This is a genomic window from Georgenia sp., assembly GCF_054605595.1.
Window position 1 is genome coordinate 1 of record NZ_JBTSDU010000081.1, and the last position, 13,936, is coordinate 13,936.

Below are 13,936 nucleotides of genomic sequence, written 5' to 3' on the forward strand. Positions count from 1 at the left end.
CTACTTCCGGAGGTCTGAGACCCGACGTGTTGCGCAAGAGACCCGACCGTTCCCGCAGAGAGGGACAGAAGATGCGGCTGGCCGTAGCGGGGGCGACGGGGCTGATCGGCTCCCAGGTGGTGCGGCTGGCGCAGGCTGCGGGTCACGACGTGGTCGGTCTGAGCCGCAGCAGTGGTATCGACCTCACCGAACCGGCCGGTCTCGGGGGGCGGCTGATCGGCGTCGACGCGATTGTCGACGTCACCCGGTCGTCGTCGATGGACCGGCGGGAGGCGACCGAGTTCTTCACCTCGGTGGCGACCAACCTCGGACGCGCAGCGAGGGCTGCGGGGGTGCACCGCACCGTGGTGCTCTCCATCGTCGGCATCGAGGGGAGCAAGGACTTCGGGTGGTACGTGGCGACGCTCGCGCACGAGCGCGCCACCCGTCAGCACGCTCCTGGGGTGAGGACGCTCAGGGCGACACAGTTCCACGAGTTCCCCGGACAGGTCCTCGCGCGCTCGCGACATCTCGACCGGCAGGGCGAGTACGCGCGGATCATGGACATGCCCATGCAACCGGTGGACTCGGCCGAGGTGGCTGCCCTGCTGGTCGAGATGGCCGGCGACAACGACGACGGGGACCTGCAGCTGGCCGGACCGCAGCAGGAGAATCTGGTCGACCTGGCGCGCCGATGGGCCGCGCTCCGTGGCGATCCGGTCCGGATCGAGGCCGTGCCGGCTCCGGCGAGCATCGCGGGCGGCTCGGTGCTGCCCGACCCGGGCACCCTCATCAGGGGCGTGGACTGGCAGTCCTGGGCCGAACGGACCAGCACCGTGGACGGTCCGGTCTGACCATGCGCTGCTGCGCCCAGGGTGGCGCACTGCTGCGCCGGGGTGGCGGTCAGGGGTGCACGATGTCGAGGTGCGGCACGGCGGAGCGGTGAACCGTGGCGGGGTACCTTCGGGGCCTCTACCTCCCCGTCAGGACTGGGCCAGCTCCGAGAGCTCGAGCCAGCGCTCTTCCAGGGCGGCCGACTCCGCCTCGGCCTCACGCAGCTCGTCGTTCAGCCGACCGAGGCCCTCGTAGTCGTTATGGTCTTGCTCAGCCATCCGCTCGTGGATGCCCGTGATCCGCTGAGCAAGCCGCTCCAGCTTTCGCTCCGTCGCGCCGAGCTCCTTGCGCGCGGCATGCTCCTCGGCACCCGACAGGCCGGGCGTGCTCGGTGCTGAGGCGGTGGTCGAGGGCACCGCGTCCTTCGGGGTGTTCTCCGCTTCACGCAGTCGCAGGTACTCGTCCACCCCGCCCGGCAGGTGACGCAGGCGCCCGTCGATGATCGCGTACTGCTGGTCGGTGACGCGCTCCAGCAGGTAGCGGTCGTGGGAGACCACGATCAGGGTGCCCGGCCAGGAGTCCAGCACGTCCTCCATCGCGGCGAGCATGTCGGTGTCGACGTCGTTCGAGGGCTCGTCGAGCAGGAGGACGTTGGGCTCCGACAACAGGATCAGCAGGAACTGCAGCCGCCGCTTCTGGCCACCGGAGAGCTCGCCCACCCGGGCCGACAGGTGCTCGCGGGCGAAACCCAGGCGCTCGAGCAGCTGCGCCGGGGTCATCTCCTTGCCGTCCACGAGGTAGGTCGTGCGGATGCGCGCCAGCACCTCCCGCACCCGGTCGCCGGCAATCTCCTTCAGCTCGGTGAACTGCTGGTCGAGCATCGCCAGCTGGACCGTCTTCCCCCGCTTCACCCGGCCCGAGTCGGGCTGCCGCGTGCCGACGATGAGCGAGAGGAGCGTGGACTTGCCGGCACCGTTGGCGCCGAGGATCGCGGTGCGCTCGCCGGGGGCGATCCGCCACTCGATGTCGCGCAGGACCGGCCGGCCGTCGAACGAGACCGACACGTCGAGCAGGTCGACCACGTCCTTGCCGAGCCGTGCGGTCGCCAGCCGTGACAGCGCCAGCCGGTCGCGCAGCGGCGGCACGTCCTCGATGAGCTGGTTGGCCGCGTCGATGCGGAACTTCGGCTTGGAGGTCCGGGCCGGCGCCCCCCGGCGCAGCCAGGCCAGCTCCTTTCGCATGAGGTTCTGCCGCTTGCTCTCGATCGCGGCCGCCTGCCGGTCGCGTTCGACCCGCTGCAGGACGTACGCCGCGTAGCCACCCTCGAACGGCTCCACGATCCGGTCGTGGACCTCCCAGGTGGTCGTCGCGACCTCGTCCAGGAACCAGCGGTCGTGGGTGACGACCAGCAGGCCGCCGGCACTGCGCGCCCACCGCCGGCGGAGGTGCCCGGCGAGCCAGGTGATGCCCTCGACGTCGAGGTGGTTCGTCGGCTCGTCCAGGGCGATGACGTCCCAGTCGCCGACGAGGAGCGCGGCCAGCGCCACCCGGCGCCGCTGCCCACCGCTGAGGGTCCCGACCCGCGCCTCCCAGGCGATGTCGGGCACGAGCCCGCCGATCACGTCACGGATCCCAGGGTCGCCGGCCCACTCGTGCTCGACCCGGTCGCCGACGATCGACGCGCCGACGGTGAGCGAGGAGTCGAGCGTGTCGCTCTGGTCCAGCACCGCCATGCGCACCCCGCCGCGGCGCGTGACCCGTCCGCCGTTCGGCTCGATCCGCGCCGCCAGCAACCCGAGCAGGCTGGACTTGCCGTCGCCGTTGCGGCCGACGATCCCGATCCGGTCGCCCTCGTTCACGCCGATGGTCACGGCGTCGAACACGACTCGTGTGGGGTATTCAAGGTGGAGGGACTCGGCCCCGAGCAGATGCGCCATCGGGACAAGGGTAAGCGTCCAGCCCGTGGCCGCCGTGCGGGTGCACGCAGCGGATCCCCGCTGCGTGCGGTCGAGGTACTCGGTCAGTTGCCGTCGAAGGGCAGCAGCAGCGTGCGCAGCAGCGCGGAGAGGTCCCGCCGTTCCTCGGGGGTGAGCTCGGCGAGCAGGCCACGTTCGGCGCTCAGCAAGGTGGACATGGCGGCGTCGACCTTGGCCTTGCCCTCCGGCGTCAGCCGCACCTTGACGACGCGCCGGTCGTGCTCGTCGGCGGCGCGCACCACGAGACCGTGGCTCACCAGGCGGTCGATACGGTTCGTCATCGTCCCCGAGGAGACCAGGGTCTCGGCGATCAGTCGGCCCGGCGTCAGCTCGTACGGCTCGCCCGCACGCCGCAGCGCGGAGAGCACGTCGAACTTCCAGGCCTCGACGCCGTGCTGGGTGAACGCCGCTCGGCGGAACAGGTCGAGGTGGCGCGCCAGGCGCGAGACGCGGGAGAACACGTGCAGCGGTTCAGGCTGGAGGTCGGGGCGTTCGCGCTGCCAGGCAGCGACGATGCGGTCGACCTCGTCCTGGGGCTGGCCCCGGACCGGCCCGTGCTGTCCCGGGTTCATTCCCCGAGATTACTCGACATCGAGATACTCGACGTCGAGTCTCGGCCCCGGCGCGCTCGGCCCTCGCCCGGGAGCTGTGTGCATGCCGGTCGTCTACGTCGCCCAGAGGGTGCAGTTTCCCAGCTGCGGCCCTCGCCCGGGCGCTGTGTGCGTGCCGGGGCTGCCGGGCGTCAGGCGGAGGCACGCAGCGCGTCGCGCAGCTTCATCCGCCCGCCGGTGTGCAGCACGCCGCGCTGGTAGACCCGGGCCGCGAGCGCGACGAGCAGCGGGATGGTGACGAGGCAGAGCCCGATCGCCAACGCGAGCTCACCGGCGCCGACCGCACCGAAAGCGTCCCGCACCGGCATCATGAACGGCGAGAAGATCGGGATCTGGGACACGATCCGCACCAGCGTGCCGTCCGGGTTGCCGGGCACCAGGAACATCGTGGCGTAGAACGGGATGAACAGCAGGAACATCAGCGGCGTCGTCACCGAGCCGATGTCCTCCTGGCGCGAGACGAGCGCCGCGAACCCGCCGAACAGCAGCGCGTAGAGGGCGTAGCCGAGCAGGAACCACACCAGCAGCCAGCCCAGCGCCGAGCCGAGGCTGAGCTCCATCCCGTCCGTCAGGCCCAGGGCGGCGGCCGCCGCGGTGACCGCTCCGCCGAGCACGACGACCTGGGCGAGGCCGTAGACGCCGATCCCCAGGATCTTGCCGGCCAGCAGCTGGGCGGGCCGGATGGTCGCGAGCAGCAGCTCGACCACGCGGGAGGTCTTCTCCTCCACCACCCCCATGGCGATGAGGGAGCCGGAGCCGATCAGCGCGAAGAGCAGGATCGAGATCATCACCATGGAGATGCCGTACGTGGGGCCGTCGAACCCGGGCCCGGCGTCCTCGGCCTGCTCCACCGTCGGCACCGCACCGGCCAGCGCCCGGGTGAAGGTGGCCGGGTCGCCCCCGAGCGCGTCGATCTGCTCGGTGACGACGAAGCTCTGGGTGGCCGCGGTGATCACGGCCACGAGGGCCTGGTCGGGCTCGCCGGTGGTCACCACGGTCGGTCGGGCCGGGGTGCCGCGCAGGACGGCCATTGCGCCGTCGTCGAGCAGTGCGGCGGCATCCTCGCCCGCCGCGTCCGTGAGCTCGAGGTCGAGGCCCTGCCGCTCCGCGGCCTCGGTGAGGAAGGGCCGCAGTCCGGCGACGGGCGACTCGACCGCGACCTGGGTGGCCTCGGGTGACGCCGCGCGGTCGAGGAAGTAGTTGCCCGCCACGGCGGCGATCACGATGACGGCGAGCATGACGGCCATCGAGATGATGTTCGCCTTCGTCATCATGCGGGTCTTGATCTCGCGCCAGGCCACCTGCCGGACGACGGACATGGCGCTCATCGGCCGCTCCTTCCCGAGCGGGCGGGCGCGGCGTCGGCGGGCGTCGGCCGCTCGTCCGCGACGACGTGCCGGAACAGGTCGGTCAGGCCGGGGCGTACCGGACTGAACTCCCGGACGGGGCCGAGGTGGAGCGCACCCGCGAGGATCTCCTGCTCGGCCCCCGGCATCGGGTCCGCGAGCTCGAGGACCACGCTCCCGGGCCGGTGGGCCGGTGCGAGCGATGTGACGCCCGTGAGGGAGCCCGCCCAGGCGAGCACGTCGTCGGTGGCGGTGCCCACCTCGACGAGCCAGCGGGGTCGGTCGGTGGTGCGCAGCTCGTCGATCGTGCCGAGCGCCACCATCTGCCCGGCACGCACGATCCCGACACGGTCGCAGAGCCGCTCGACGAGGTCGAGCTGGTGGGAGGAGAAGATGACCGGAACGCCCGCGTCCGCCCGCTCGCGCAGGACGCCGCTCATCACGTCCACGGCCACGGGGTCCAGGCCCGAGAACGGTTCGTCGAGCACCAGGATGCGCGGGTCGTGGACCAGGGCCGCGGCGAGCTGGACGCGCTGCTGGTTGCCGAGGGAGAGCTTCTCCACGTTGTCCCGCCGGCGTGCCCCGACGCCGAGGCGGTCGGTCCAGTACTCCACGGCGGTCCGGGCCGCCGGCGGGGTCATGCCGTGCAGGCGTGCCAGGTACTCGAGCTGCTCGCCGACCTTCATCTTCGGGTACAGGCCGCGTTCCTCGGGCATGTACCCCACATGCCGCCGGGTCCGTAGGTCCAGCTCCGCACCGTCCCAGCGCACGTGGCCGGAGTCCGGCGCGAGCACGCCGAGGACGATGCGCATCGCCGTGGTCTTGCCGGCGCCGTTGGACCCGACGAAGCCGAAGATCTCACCCGCGCGGACGTCGAACGTCAGGTCGCGCAGCGCCCGGACCGAGCCATAGGTCTTGTTCAGCTCATCGAGCTCGAGCGTACTCATTCGTGCTTCCCGTCCTCGACGGCGTGACCCGTCACGACCGGGCCTGGGAGCTCAGCCGTGGGTCCGGCTCCAGCCCCGACAGCCCGTTCCAGGCCAGGTTGACGATGTGGGCGGCCACCGTCACCTTGTCCGGGTGGCGGGCCTCGAGCCACCACTGCCCGGTCAGGGCGATGAGCCCGACGAGCATCTGGGCGTACATGGGTGCTGCCGACGCGGGGAGGCTGCGGGCTCGGAACTGGTCCGCCAGCAGGTGCTCCACCTGCGTCGCGACGTCGCCGATCAGGGACGAGAACGTCCCCGTCGCCTGGGCGACGGGGGAGTCGCGCACCAGGATGCGGAAGCCGTCGGTGTTCTCCTCGATGTAGTCCAGCAGCGCCAGGGCCGCCTTCTCCACGATGACCTTGGGGTGCCCGCCGGCGCTGAGCGGCACGGTGAGCATCCCGAGCAGGCGTTGCACCTCGCGGTCGACGATGACCGCGTAGATCCCCTCCTTGCCACCGAAGTGCTCGTAGACCACCGGCTTGGAGACCTTGGCGCGGGCGGCGATCTCCTCGACACTGGTGCCCTCGAACCCCTTCTCCGCGAACAGGGTGCGGCCGACGGCGACGAGCTGCTCGCGGCGCTCGCGGCCCGTCATCCGCACGCGTGGTGCGCTTCTGCTCTCGGAGGTCACGCGCCCCATCATGCCGTGCCGGTCCGCCGCGGCGGGCCAGCGGTGGATCGGCTGCGGGGTGGGTGGGCCGGCTGCCGGGTGGACGGCCGACTGCTCCACGGCGCAGCGGCTGGCACACTGGTCGGGCGGCGGTCCGCCCTGGTGTAATGGCAGCACGCAGGCCTTTGGTGCCTTGCGGTCCGGGTTCGAATCCTGGGGGCGGAGCCGGGCGCCCGTCCCCCGGGGCGGGTCTCGGCCCTTGACGGCCGCCCGGGCCGGGAGGCGGCGAGCGATAGAGTTGCCCGTGCATGACGCCCGGAGCGAACCCGGGCGGTGATCCCCCGAGGGAGCTGGCGTGACCCGAGCTGCTGCAGTCGTCATCCTCGCGGCAGGTGAGGGCACCCGGATGAGGTCCCGCCGCCCCAAGGTGCTCCACGAGATCGGTGGTCGCAGCCTCCTCGGCCACGCGCTCGCGGCCGCCGCGGCCCTGCCCACCGAGCGGCGCGCCGTCGTCGTGCGGCACGAGCGCGACACCGTCGCCGCGCACGCCAGGGCCCTCGACCCCGACGTGCTCGTGGTCGACCAGGACGACGTCCCGGGTACCGGCCGCGCGGTGTGGTGCGCCCTGGACGCCCTGGACGCCGCAACCCGCGGTGCCTCGCTCGCCGACCCCGGCGGGCAGCCGGCCGACCGGCTCGAGGGCCCCGTGCTCGTCATGGCGGGCGACACCCCGCTGCTCGACGCCGGCACGCTCACCGAGCTCCTGCGCGCCCACACCGAGGACGGCAACGCGGTGACCGTGCTGACCACCACGGTCGATGAGCCGTACGGGTACGGGCGGGTGCTGCGTGCGGGCGGCATCGTCGTCGGCATCGTCGAGGAGCGCGACGCCACGCCCGAGCAGCGGGAGGTCCGCGAGATCAACACCTCGACCTATGTCTTCGACGCCGCCGTCCTGCGTGAGGCCCTCGGCGGTGTCGGCCGCGCCAACGCCCAGGGCGAGGTGTACCTCACCGACGTCGTCGCCCTGGCACACGGGCGCGGCCTGCCCGTGCGGGCGCTCGCGGTGGAGGACTCCTGGCTGGTCGCGGGCGTGCACGACCGTGTCCAGCTCGCGGCGCTCGGTGCCGAGCTCAACCGCCGGCTCCTGGAGGAGCACATGCGCGACGGCGTCACGATCGTCGACCCGACGAGCACCTGGGTCGATGTCGACGTCGCGCTGGCCCGGGACGTCACGCTCCTGCCCGGCACCCAGCTGCACGGCGCCACGAGCGTCGGCGAGGGCAGCGTCGTCGGGCCCGACACCACGCTGTGCGACGTGCGCGTGGGTGCCGGGGTGACCGTGACCCGCACGCACGGCACCGGCGCCGTCCTCGAGGACGGCGCCACCGTCGGTCCGTTCGCCTACCTGCGCCCCGGCGCGCACCTGGGACCCGAGGGCAAGATCGGCACGTTCGTCGAGGTCAAGAACGCCTCGATCGGCAAGGGTGCCAAGGTGCCCCACCTGACCTATGTGGGCGACGCCGACATCGGCGAGGGCACCAACATCGGCGCCTCCTCCGTGTTCGTCAACTACGACGGCGTCGAGAAGCACCGCACCGTCATCGGCCGCCACGCCCGCACCGGGTCGGACAACATGTTCGTCGCACCCGTGCGCGTGGGAGACGGCGCCTACACCGGTGCCGGCACCACCATCCGCGAGGACGTCCCGCCCGGCGCACTCTCGGTCACCGGCGCCCCCCAGCGCATCATCGAGGGCTGGGTGCTGCGCCGCCGCCCCGGCACCGCCGCGGCAGCGGCGGCCGCCGCCGCCCTCGGCGATACCGCGCTCGGCCCGCAGGCCCGCGCCGAACTGGCCCGGCCCGCGGCCGGCACCAGCACTTCCCGGGACCACCAGGCCCCGGGTGCCACCGCTGAAGGAGATAGCCACCGATGACCGGGATCACCGCACACGGCGAGAAGCGACTGGTGCTGGCCAGCGGGCGGGCACATCCCGAGCTGGCGGCGGAGGTCGCCGCCGAGCTCGACCTCGAGCTCCTGCCCACGACGGCGTACGACTTCGCCAACGGTGAGATCTACGTGCGGTTCAACGAGTCGGTGCGCGGTGCGGACGTCTTCGTGCTGCAGGCCCACACCACGCCGATCAACCAGTGGCTCATGGAGCAGCTGATCATGGTCGACGCCCTCAAGCGGGCCTCCGCGAAACGGATCACCGTCGTCGCCCCGTTCTACCCCTACGCCCGGCAGGACAAGAAGCACCGCGGCCGCGAGCCGATCTCGGCCCGCCTCGTCGCCGACCTCTTCAAGACGGCCGGCGCGGACCGCCTCATGAGCGTGGACCTGCACGCCGCGCAGTCGCAGGGGTTCTTCGACGGTCCCGTGGACCACCTGTGGGCCATGCCGATCCTCACCGACTACGTCCGCTCCCGCATCGACGCCGCCAACGCGGCCGTCGTCTCGCCGGATGCCGGTCGCATCCGGGTGGCGGAGCAGTGGGCCGCGAAGCTCGGCGGGGTGCCGCTGGCCTTCGTCCACAAGACGCGCGACATCACCAGGCCGAACCAGGCCGTGGCCAACCGCGTCGTCGGCGACGTCGTCGGCAAGACGGCAGTGCTCGTGGACGACCTGATCGACACCGGCGGCACCATCGCGGAGGCTGTCAAGGTGGTGCTCGCCGCCGGCGCGTCCGACGTCATCGTCGCCGCCACGCACGGGGTCCTGTCCGACCCGGCGGGCCAGCGCCTCTCGGAGTCCGGCGCCCGTGAGGTCGTCGTGACGAACACGCTGCCGATCACCCCGGACAAGTATTTTCCCCAGCTCACGGTCCTGCCGATCTCGCCGCTGCTGGCACGGGCGATCCGTGAGGTCTTCGACGACGGGTCGGTGACGTCGCTGTTCGACGGGCAGTGACGGCGACCCAGCAGCGCTGCTCTTGACCTCTGGAACCGGCCATGCTCGGCCGGCCCCGGTGGCAGACTGCACCGGGTGAGCGGGAGGACGACGAGGTCGGTCGCCCCACCCGCGCCGGTCGCGGCTGAGAGGGAACGGCGATGGTGCGCACGGCGATCGACGCGAACAGGGGGCGCACGCTCCTCGTCGCCTCCACGGGCGGCCACCTCGAACAGATGTGGCGCCTGCGGCAGCGTTTCGTGCCCGACCTCGGCGACGTCGAGTGGGCCACGTTCGACGACGCCCAGTCACGCTCCCTGCTGGCCGCGGAGACCGTCCACCACGTGCCGTACATCCCCCCGCGCGGCTACCGGCAGGTGGCCAGGGTGCTGCCGCACGCCGCCCGGATCCTGCGCAGCGGCAGGTACGACCGGGTGATCAGCACCGGTGCGGGCATCGCGCTGGCGTTCCTGCCCGTGGCGCGCACCTTCGGTACCGAGCCCCACTACATCGAGAGCGCCGCCCGGGCGGACGGGCCGAGCCTGACCGGCCGGATCATCGGGAAGATGCCCGGTGTGCGGCTGTACTCCCAGTACGAGTCCTGGGCGGGCACGCGGTGGCGCTACGCCGGGTCGCTCTTCGACGGCTACCTCGCCGAGCCGGGGGAGGCACCGGCCGGCGGGGCCCGGCGCGTGGTGGTGACCCTGGGCACGATGCGCACGTACGGGTTCCGCCGCGCCGTGGAGCACCTGTCCCGCGTGCTGCCCGAGGTCCTCGCCCCTGGCGCAGAGGTGCTGTGGCAGGTGGGGGTCTCCGACTGCACCGGGCTGCCCGTGAACGGTCGCGTCGACGTGCCGTCGGCCGAGCTGCACGCCGCCATCGCGGCGGCGGACCTCGTGGTGGCCCACGCCGGGATCGGCTCCTGCCTGGCCACGCTGGACTCGGGTCTGTGCCCGGTGGTGCTGCCGCGTCGGCCCGAGCACGACGAGCACGTCGACGCACACCAGGAGCTCATCGCCGGCGAGCTGGACCGCCGCGGTCTGGCCATCCGCCGCGCGCCGGAGGAGCTCACCGCGGACGACCTCCGGGCGGCCATGTCACGGTCGGTGAGCCGGCTGGACGTGCCGGAGAGGTTCCGTCTCATCGTCGCGGCGTGAGCGCACCGTCCGCGCCGGCCGTCGTGACGCCATTGCCGTGACGCCACCGACCCCCGGGGCCGGTCCGGCCGGCTCAGGGCCGGACGACGGCGGGCGACCACGCCTGCGGCAGGAACAGCACCGGCGCCGACGTGCCGTCCACGGCGATCGCCCACACGTCGCTGACGCCCGGTTCGTCGGTGCGGGCCAGGCCGTACAGCAGGGTGTCGTCGTCGAGCCACTCGACCTGGTCGTCGACCGAGCGGGTCTCCCCGAGCACCCGCTCCTCGCCCGTCGCCACGTCCAGCACCGCGATGGTCCACTCCCGCTCACCCCGGTCCTTCTTGTAGGCGATCCTCGTGCCGTCGGGGGAGATCGACGGGCACTCGGCGTTCTCCCGGACGGTGGTGAGGGTCCGGGCGGCGAGGTCGCCCAGCACGAGCCACGTCTTGCCGGCCGCGGCCGAGGCCGCGGTGGCGTAGAAGCCGTCGCCGCCGGTGAAGGTGACGCCCCAGATGTTGCGGTCGACGGCGGTGTACGGGGCGCCGTCGACGATCAGGGTGAAGTCCTCGATGTTGCCGTATCCCTCGCCGTCGGCCGCCTCGACCACGGTCTGGGTGGAGAAGCCGGTGCTCGCGTAGGAGTGGCCGGTGACGAACGACGTCGTGGCGACGAGTGAGCCGTCGGCGGAGAGCCGGGTGCGGCTGGGGACGCCGGGCAGTGGCCAGGACCGCACCGGGTCCCAGGTCGCGTCGAGCAGGTCGGCCTCGAACGTGGTGACCAACCCGCGCACGGTGCGAAGGCACGAGACGTACGTCGCGCTGACGTCGACGCGGTCGCACGTGACGTCGGTGAACGCGCGTGGGCCGGCCGGTGCGGTCAGGGGGACCATCGCCACCTTGCCGTAGTCCTGGCCCGGGGAGGTGCTCCGGAAGACCACCCGGGGCTGGTCCTCCACCGCGACGCGGTCCGCCTCGGCGACGACAGGGGCGTTGTCCTGGGTGCTGCGGTAGTCGTTGTAGGCGGTGAGCCCGAATGCGACCACGCCGACGGTGACGATCACGATGACGGCGGTGAGGACGAGCACCTTCGGGCCGACCCGCCGCGCCTGCGTGCTCACGCGGCGGCTTCGGCAGGTGCGTCGGTCGTGGCCGGCGTCGCCGTGCCCGTGCGCGAGATCGCGCGGAGGCAGAACGGCAGGGCCACGGCGAGCAGGACGGTGACCACGAGCATCGACCCGGTGCGCCCGAGCGTGTACCACAGGGCTCCGAAGCCGGCCGAGGCCACCATGCGGCCGATGGCGACCACCGCCTGGGCGGAGCCGATCGCGCTCGCCCGCACGGACGGGTCCACGAGGGTGCCCGCCACGGCCGAGAGCACGCCGTCGGTCGCGGCGTAGAACGCGCCGAGCAGGGCGAGGCACGCCAGGGTCAGGCCGATGCCCCCGCCGGGCAGGAGCGCGCACACGTACGCGCCGAGAAGTCCGAGGTAGCCCAGGACGAGCACCCGGGCACGGCCGAACCGGTCGGCGACACGGCCGAGCGGGACCGCCAGTGCGATGTAGACGAGGTTCGTCCCGACGAAGAGCAGCGGGAACCAGCGTGCCGCGAAGCCGTCCCGGTCCTGCAGCGAGAGGTAGAGGAATCCGTCGCCGATCGTGAGCAGGCTCAGGACGGCCATGACGACGAGCAGCACGCGCAGGCGTGGATCGGCGATCTGGCGCCAGCGCAGCGGCTCGGGCCGCGTGCCGGGCGTTGCCCGCTCCCGCCGGGGCCGACGGTCGGGCACGAGCAGCCCGAGGATCGCCACCCCGATGACGGCGAAACCGAACGACATGACGAAGACGGAGGTGTAGCCCTCCGGGATGACCGTCAGGATGACGAACGCCAGGAGCGGCCCCAGCGCGGCGCCGATGGTGTCCAGGGTGCGGTGCATCCCGAAGGAGCGACCCCACGTCTCCGGGTCCGCGGAGACGGCGATGAGGGCGTCCCGCGGCGCCGTGCGGATGCCCTTGCCGATCCGGTCGACCGTGACGAGGGCGGTGACCGCTGCGAAGCCCTGGGCGAGGACCAGCCAGCCGCGGGTGAGCGCGGAGAGGAGGTAGCCCGCGAACGCGACCCACTTCGGACGGTCGGTGCGGTCGGAGGCCCAACCGCCGCCGATGCGGACGAGCGCGCCCGCGCCCTGGAAGATCCCGTCGATGAACCCGTAGGCGATGAGGGAGAGCCCCATCGCGCTCGTGAGGTACAGCGGGAGGACGGCAGCGACGGACTCGGAGGAGATGTCGGTGAGCATCGACACCACCCCGAGGGTGACGACGGTCGAGGGGACGCGCCCACGCCGTCGGCCGCGTGCGGTCTTGCCCGCGGCGTCCGTTCCCGAGGCCTCGCCCCTCGGGCGGTCGCTGAGACTGAAGGACACGCCGGCTAGCCCGCTTCGTCCAGGACACCGGCGACGGTGAAGACGGCACCGCCGGACTGGGGGTGGGCGTTGACCACCACGACGTGGGGCCCGCGGGTGAAGGAGACGGCGGTGCTTCCGGCCGTTGTGGGACTCTCGGTCGCGGCGAACCCGAGGGCGCCGAGAGTGTCGGTGAAGTACGCCAGCACGTCCGCCACGGAGCCCGTGTCCGTCGCCTGGACCGACGCCTGCAGCCGCCGCCCGTCGCTCGACACGGACGACGACAGCACCGTCGAGCTGGGGGCCAGGGTGATCACCTCGGTGGGGAACTCCGCCACGAGGGCGTCGACGGCGAACGCGGGCGCCGTGTCGCCCGCGACCTCCAGGGCCGGCAACGAGGGTAGGGCACCCACGGTCCCGGGCTCAGCGGCAGCCGGGTCGACGTCGGGCACCATCTCGATCCCCGGGCTGTTGGCGCCTAGCCCGCTCGCCACCTGCCCGCCTGCCGGCCCCCCGTCCTCGCTCGTCGGCCCCGGACCGTCGGTGCCCGGGTCCGTGCCCGTGGCGACGTCGGGAGCAGGTTCGAGGACCGACGGGGCCGTTCCGTCCGGGGCACCGAGGGTGTCATCGGCGGACGGGCCGGCCGTCGCAGCCGGGACATCTGCGCCGTCGCTCGGCCGTGTCAGCGACCACACGCCCAGACCCACCACGACACCGAGCGCCACGGCGCCTGCTCCCCTGACGAGGAGCAGGCGGCGGGAGCGGTCGGCGGTCCTCGACTCCCCGATACCTGACATGGTCGTTCTCTCCTTCGCGGTGGCCAGAGCACGGGCGGGGTGCGAGCGGAGCGCGGTGCCGGTCCGGTGGAGCCGCTTTCTCGGCAAACGTATCCGCCGACCCGGCTCCCCGTCCTGGGATTGACGGATTGACGGTCGACGCGATCGGGAGCGGAGGGTGGTCGCGAGGGCGAGGGCGAGGCAGGACCGGCATGGCGGACCGCTCGGGGGGACGTTCGCCCCACCCGGTCCCACGGCGGAGCGGTGCCCGCACGAGCCGCTATACTTGGCGGGTTGCCTCGGCGAGGGACGCCGGACGGGCGAGTCGGATCGCCCGGGTGCCGCAGTGTGTCGCACATGGACATGCCGCGACGCCCACCGGTTCCGTGA

The 13,936-nt window shown here is 72.6% G+C and carries 12 protein-coding genes and 1 tRNA gene; 5 read left to right on the plus strand and 8 right to left on the minus strand.

Annotated features, from left to right (window positions below; genetic code table 11):
* The first annotated feature begins 71 nt into the window (after positions 1-71).
* Positions 72-833, plus strand: coding sequence for an SDR family oxidoreductase (locus ACYC1Z_RS10125; protein WP_461409399.1), 762 nt, complete (start codon positions 72-74; stop codon positions 831-833).
* 129 nt (positions 834-962) lie between these two features.
* On the opposite strand, the gene ACYC1Z_RS10130 is transcribed toward ACYC1Z_RS10125, so the two are convergent.
* The 5 genes from ACYC1Z_RS10130 to ACYC1Z_RS10150 all read right to left on the minus strand — a co-directional run bounded on the left by ACYC1Z_RS10130 (position 963) and on the right by ACYC1Z_RS10150 (position 6,330).
* On the minus strand, positions 963-2,750 hold the full coding sequence (locus tag ACYC1Z_RS10130; protein WP_461409400.1) for an ABC-F family ATP-binding cassette domain-containing protein: 1,788 nt from the start codon (positions 2,748-2,750) through the stop codon (positions 963-965).
* 83 nt (positions 2,751-2,833) lie between these two features.
* Positions 2,834-3,361, minus strand: coding sequence for a MarR family winged helix-turn-helix transcriptional regulator (locus tag ACYC1Z_RS10135; RefSeq protein ID WP_461409401.1), 528 nt, complete (start codon positions 3,359-3,361; stop codon positions 2,834-2,836).
* A gap of 170 nt (positions 3,362-3,531) precedes the next feature.
* The gene (locus tag ACYC1Z_RS10140; RefSeq protein ID WP_461409402.1) at positions 3,532-4,728 is read right to left on the minus strand and encodes an ABC transporter permease; all 1,197 of its coding nucleotides are present in this window, start codon (positions 4,726-4,728) and stop codon (positions 3,532-3,534) included.
* A complete protein-coding gene (locus ACYC1Z_RS10145; RefSeq protein WP_461409403.1) occupies positions 4,725-5,693 on the minus strand; it encodes an ABC transporter ATP-binding protein in 969 nt (322 codons plus the stop codon). The genes ACYC1Z_RS10140 and ACYC1Z_RS10145 overlap by 4 nt, the downstream gene beginning before the upstream one ends.
* A 31-nt stretch (positions 5,694-5,724) precedes the next feature.
* Complete coding sequence (locus ACYC1Z_RS10150) at positions 5,725-6,330, minus strand: TetR/AcrR family transcriptional regulator (protein ID WP_461409409.1); 606 nt, start codon at positions 6,328-6,330, stop codon at positions 5,725-5,727.
* A gap of 168 nt (positions 6,331-6,498) precedes the next feature.
* Between ACYC1Z_RS10150 and ACYC1Z_RS10155 the strand changes: the two genes are divergently transcribed.
* The 4 genes from ACYC1Z_RS10155 to ACYC1Z_RS10170 all read left to right on the plus strand — a co-directional run bounded on the left by ACYC1Z_RS10155 (position 6,499) and on the right by ACYC1Z_RS10170 (position 10,391).
* Positions 6,499-6,570: transfer RNA gene (locus ACYC1Z_RS10155), tRNA-Gln, on the plus strand.
* Positions 6,571-6,751: 181 nt separating this feature from the next.
* Complete coding sequence (gene glmU, locus ACYC1Z_RS10160) at positions 6,752-8,281, plus strand: bifunctional UDP-N-acetylglucosamine diphosphorylase/glucosamine-1-phosphate N-acetyltransferase GlmU (protein WP_461409410.1); 1,530 nt, start codon at positions 6,752-6,754, stop codon at positions 8,279-8,281.
* The gene (locus tag ACYC1Z_RS10165; RefSeq protein WP_461409404.1) at positions 8,278-9,255 is read left to right on the plus strand and encodes a ribose-phosphate diphosphokinase; all 978 of its coding nucleotides are present in this window, start codon (positions 8,278-8,280) and stop codon (positions 9,253-9,255) included. Before glmU ends, ACYC1Z_RS10165 begins: the two co-directional genes overlap by 4 nt.
* A gap of 140 nt (positions 9,256-9,395) precedes the next feature.
* Positions 9,396-10,391 (plus strand): glycosyltransferase, encoded by a 996-nt coding sequence (locus tag ACYC1Z_RS10170; RefSeq protein WP_461409405.1) that lies wholly within the window; start codon positions 9,396-9,398, stop codon positions 10,389-10,391.
* Positions 10,392-10,464: 73 nt separating this feature from the next.
* On the opposite strand, the gene ACYC1Z_RS10175 is transcribed toward ACYC1Z_RS10170, so the two are convergent.
* Genes ACYC1Z_RS10175 through ACYC1Z_RS10185 form a run of 3 tightly spaced genes read right to left on the minus strand, consistent with a single transcriptional unit; the run spans position 10,465 to position 13,567 of the window.
* On the minus strand, positions 10,465-11,490 hold the full coding sequence (locus tag ACYC1Z_RS10175) for a TolB family protein (RefSeq protein ID WP_461409406.1): 1,026 nt from the start codon (positions 11,488-11,490) through the stop codon (positions 10,465-10,467).
* Positions 11,487-12,791, minus strand: coding sequence for an MFS transporter (locus ACYC1Z_RS10180; RefSeq protein WP_461409407.1), 1,305 nt, complete (start codon positions 12,789-12,791; stop codon positions 11,487-11,489). The genes ACYC1Z_RS10175 and ACYC1Z_RS10180 overlap by 4 nt, the downstream gene beginning before the upstream one ends.
* A gap of 5 nt (positions 12,792-12,796) precedes the next feature.
* Positions 12,797-13,567: a hypothetical protein gene (locus tag ACYC1Z_RS10185; RefSeq protein WP_461409408.1), complete on the minus strand. Its 771-nt coding sequence runs from the start codon at positions 13,565-13,567 to the stop codon at positions 12,797-12,799.
* Between the last annotated feature and the right edge of the window lie 369 nt (positions 13,568-13,936).

Coding starts and splice junctions, on each gene's coding strand:
- ACYC1Z_RS10125 (WP_461409399.1), top strand. CDS start 72: ATGCGGCTGGCCGTAGCGGGGGCGACGGGGCTGATCGGCTCCCAGGTG.
- ACYC1Z_RS10130 (WP_461409400.1), bottom strand. CDS start 2,750: ATGGCGCATCTGCTCGGGGCCGAGTCCCTCCACCTTGAATACCCCACA.
- ACYC1Z_RS10135 (WP_461409401.1), bottom strand. CDS start 3,361: ATGAACCCGGGACAGCACGGGCCGGTCCGGGGCCAGCCCCAGGACGAG.
- ACYC1Z_RS10140 (WP_461409402.1), bottom strand. CDS start 4,728: ATGAGCGCCATGTCCGTCGTCCGGCAGGTGGCCTGGCGCGAGATCAAG.
- ACYC1Z_RS10145 (WP_461409403.1), bottom strand. CDS start 5,693: ATGAGTACGCTCGAGCTCGATGAGCTGAACAAGACCTATGGCTCGGTC.
- ACYC1Z_RS10150 (WP_461409409.1), bottom strand. CDS start 6,330: ATGACGGGCCGCGAGCGCCGCGAGCAGCTCGTCGCCGTCGGCCGCACC.
- glmU (WP_461409410.1), top strand. CDS start 6,752: ATGAGGTCCCGCCGCCCCAAGGTGCTCCACGAGATCGGTGGTCGCAGC.
- ACYC1Z_RS10165 (WP_461409404.1), top strand. CDS start 8,278: ATGACCGGGATCACCGCACACGGCGAGAAGCGACTGGTGCTGGCCAGC.
- ACYC1Z_RS10170 (WP_461409405.1), top strand. CDS start 9,396: ATGGTGCGCACGGCGATCGACGCGAACAGGGGGCGCACGCTCCTCGTC.
- ACYC1Z_RS10185 (WP_461409408.1), bottom strand. CDS start 13,567: ATGTCAGGTATCGGGGAGTCGAGGACCGCCGACCGCTCCCGCCGCCTG.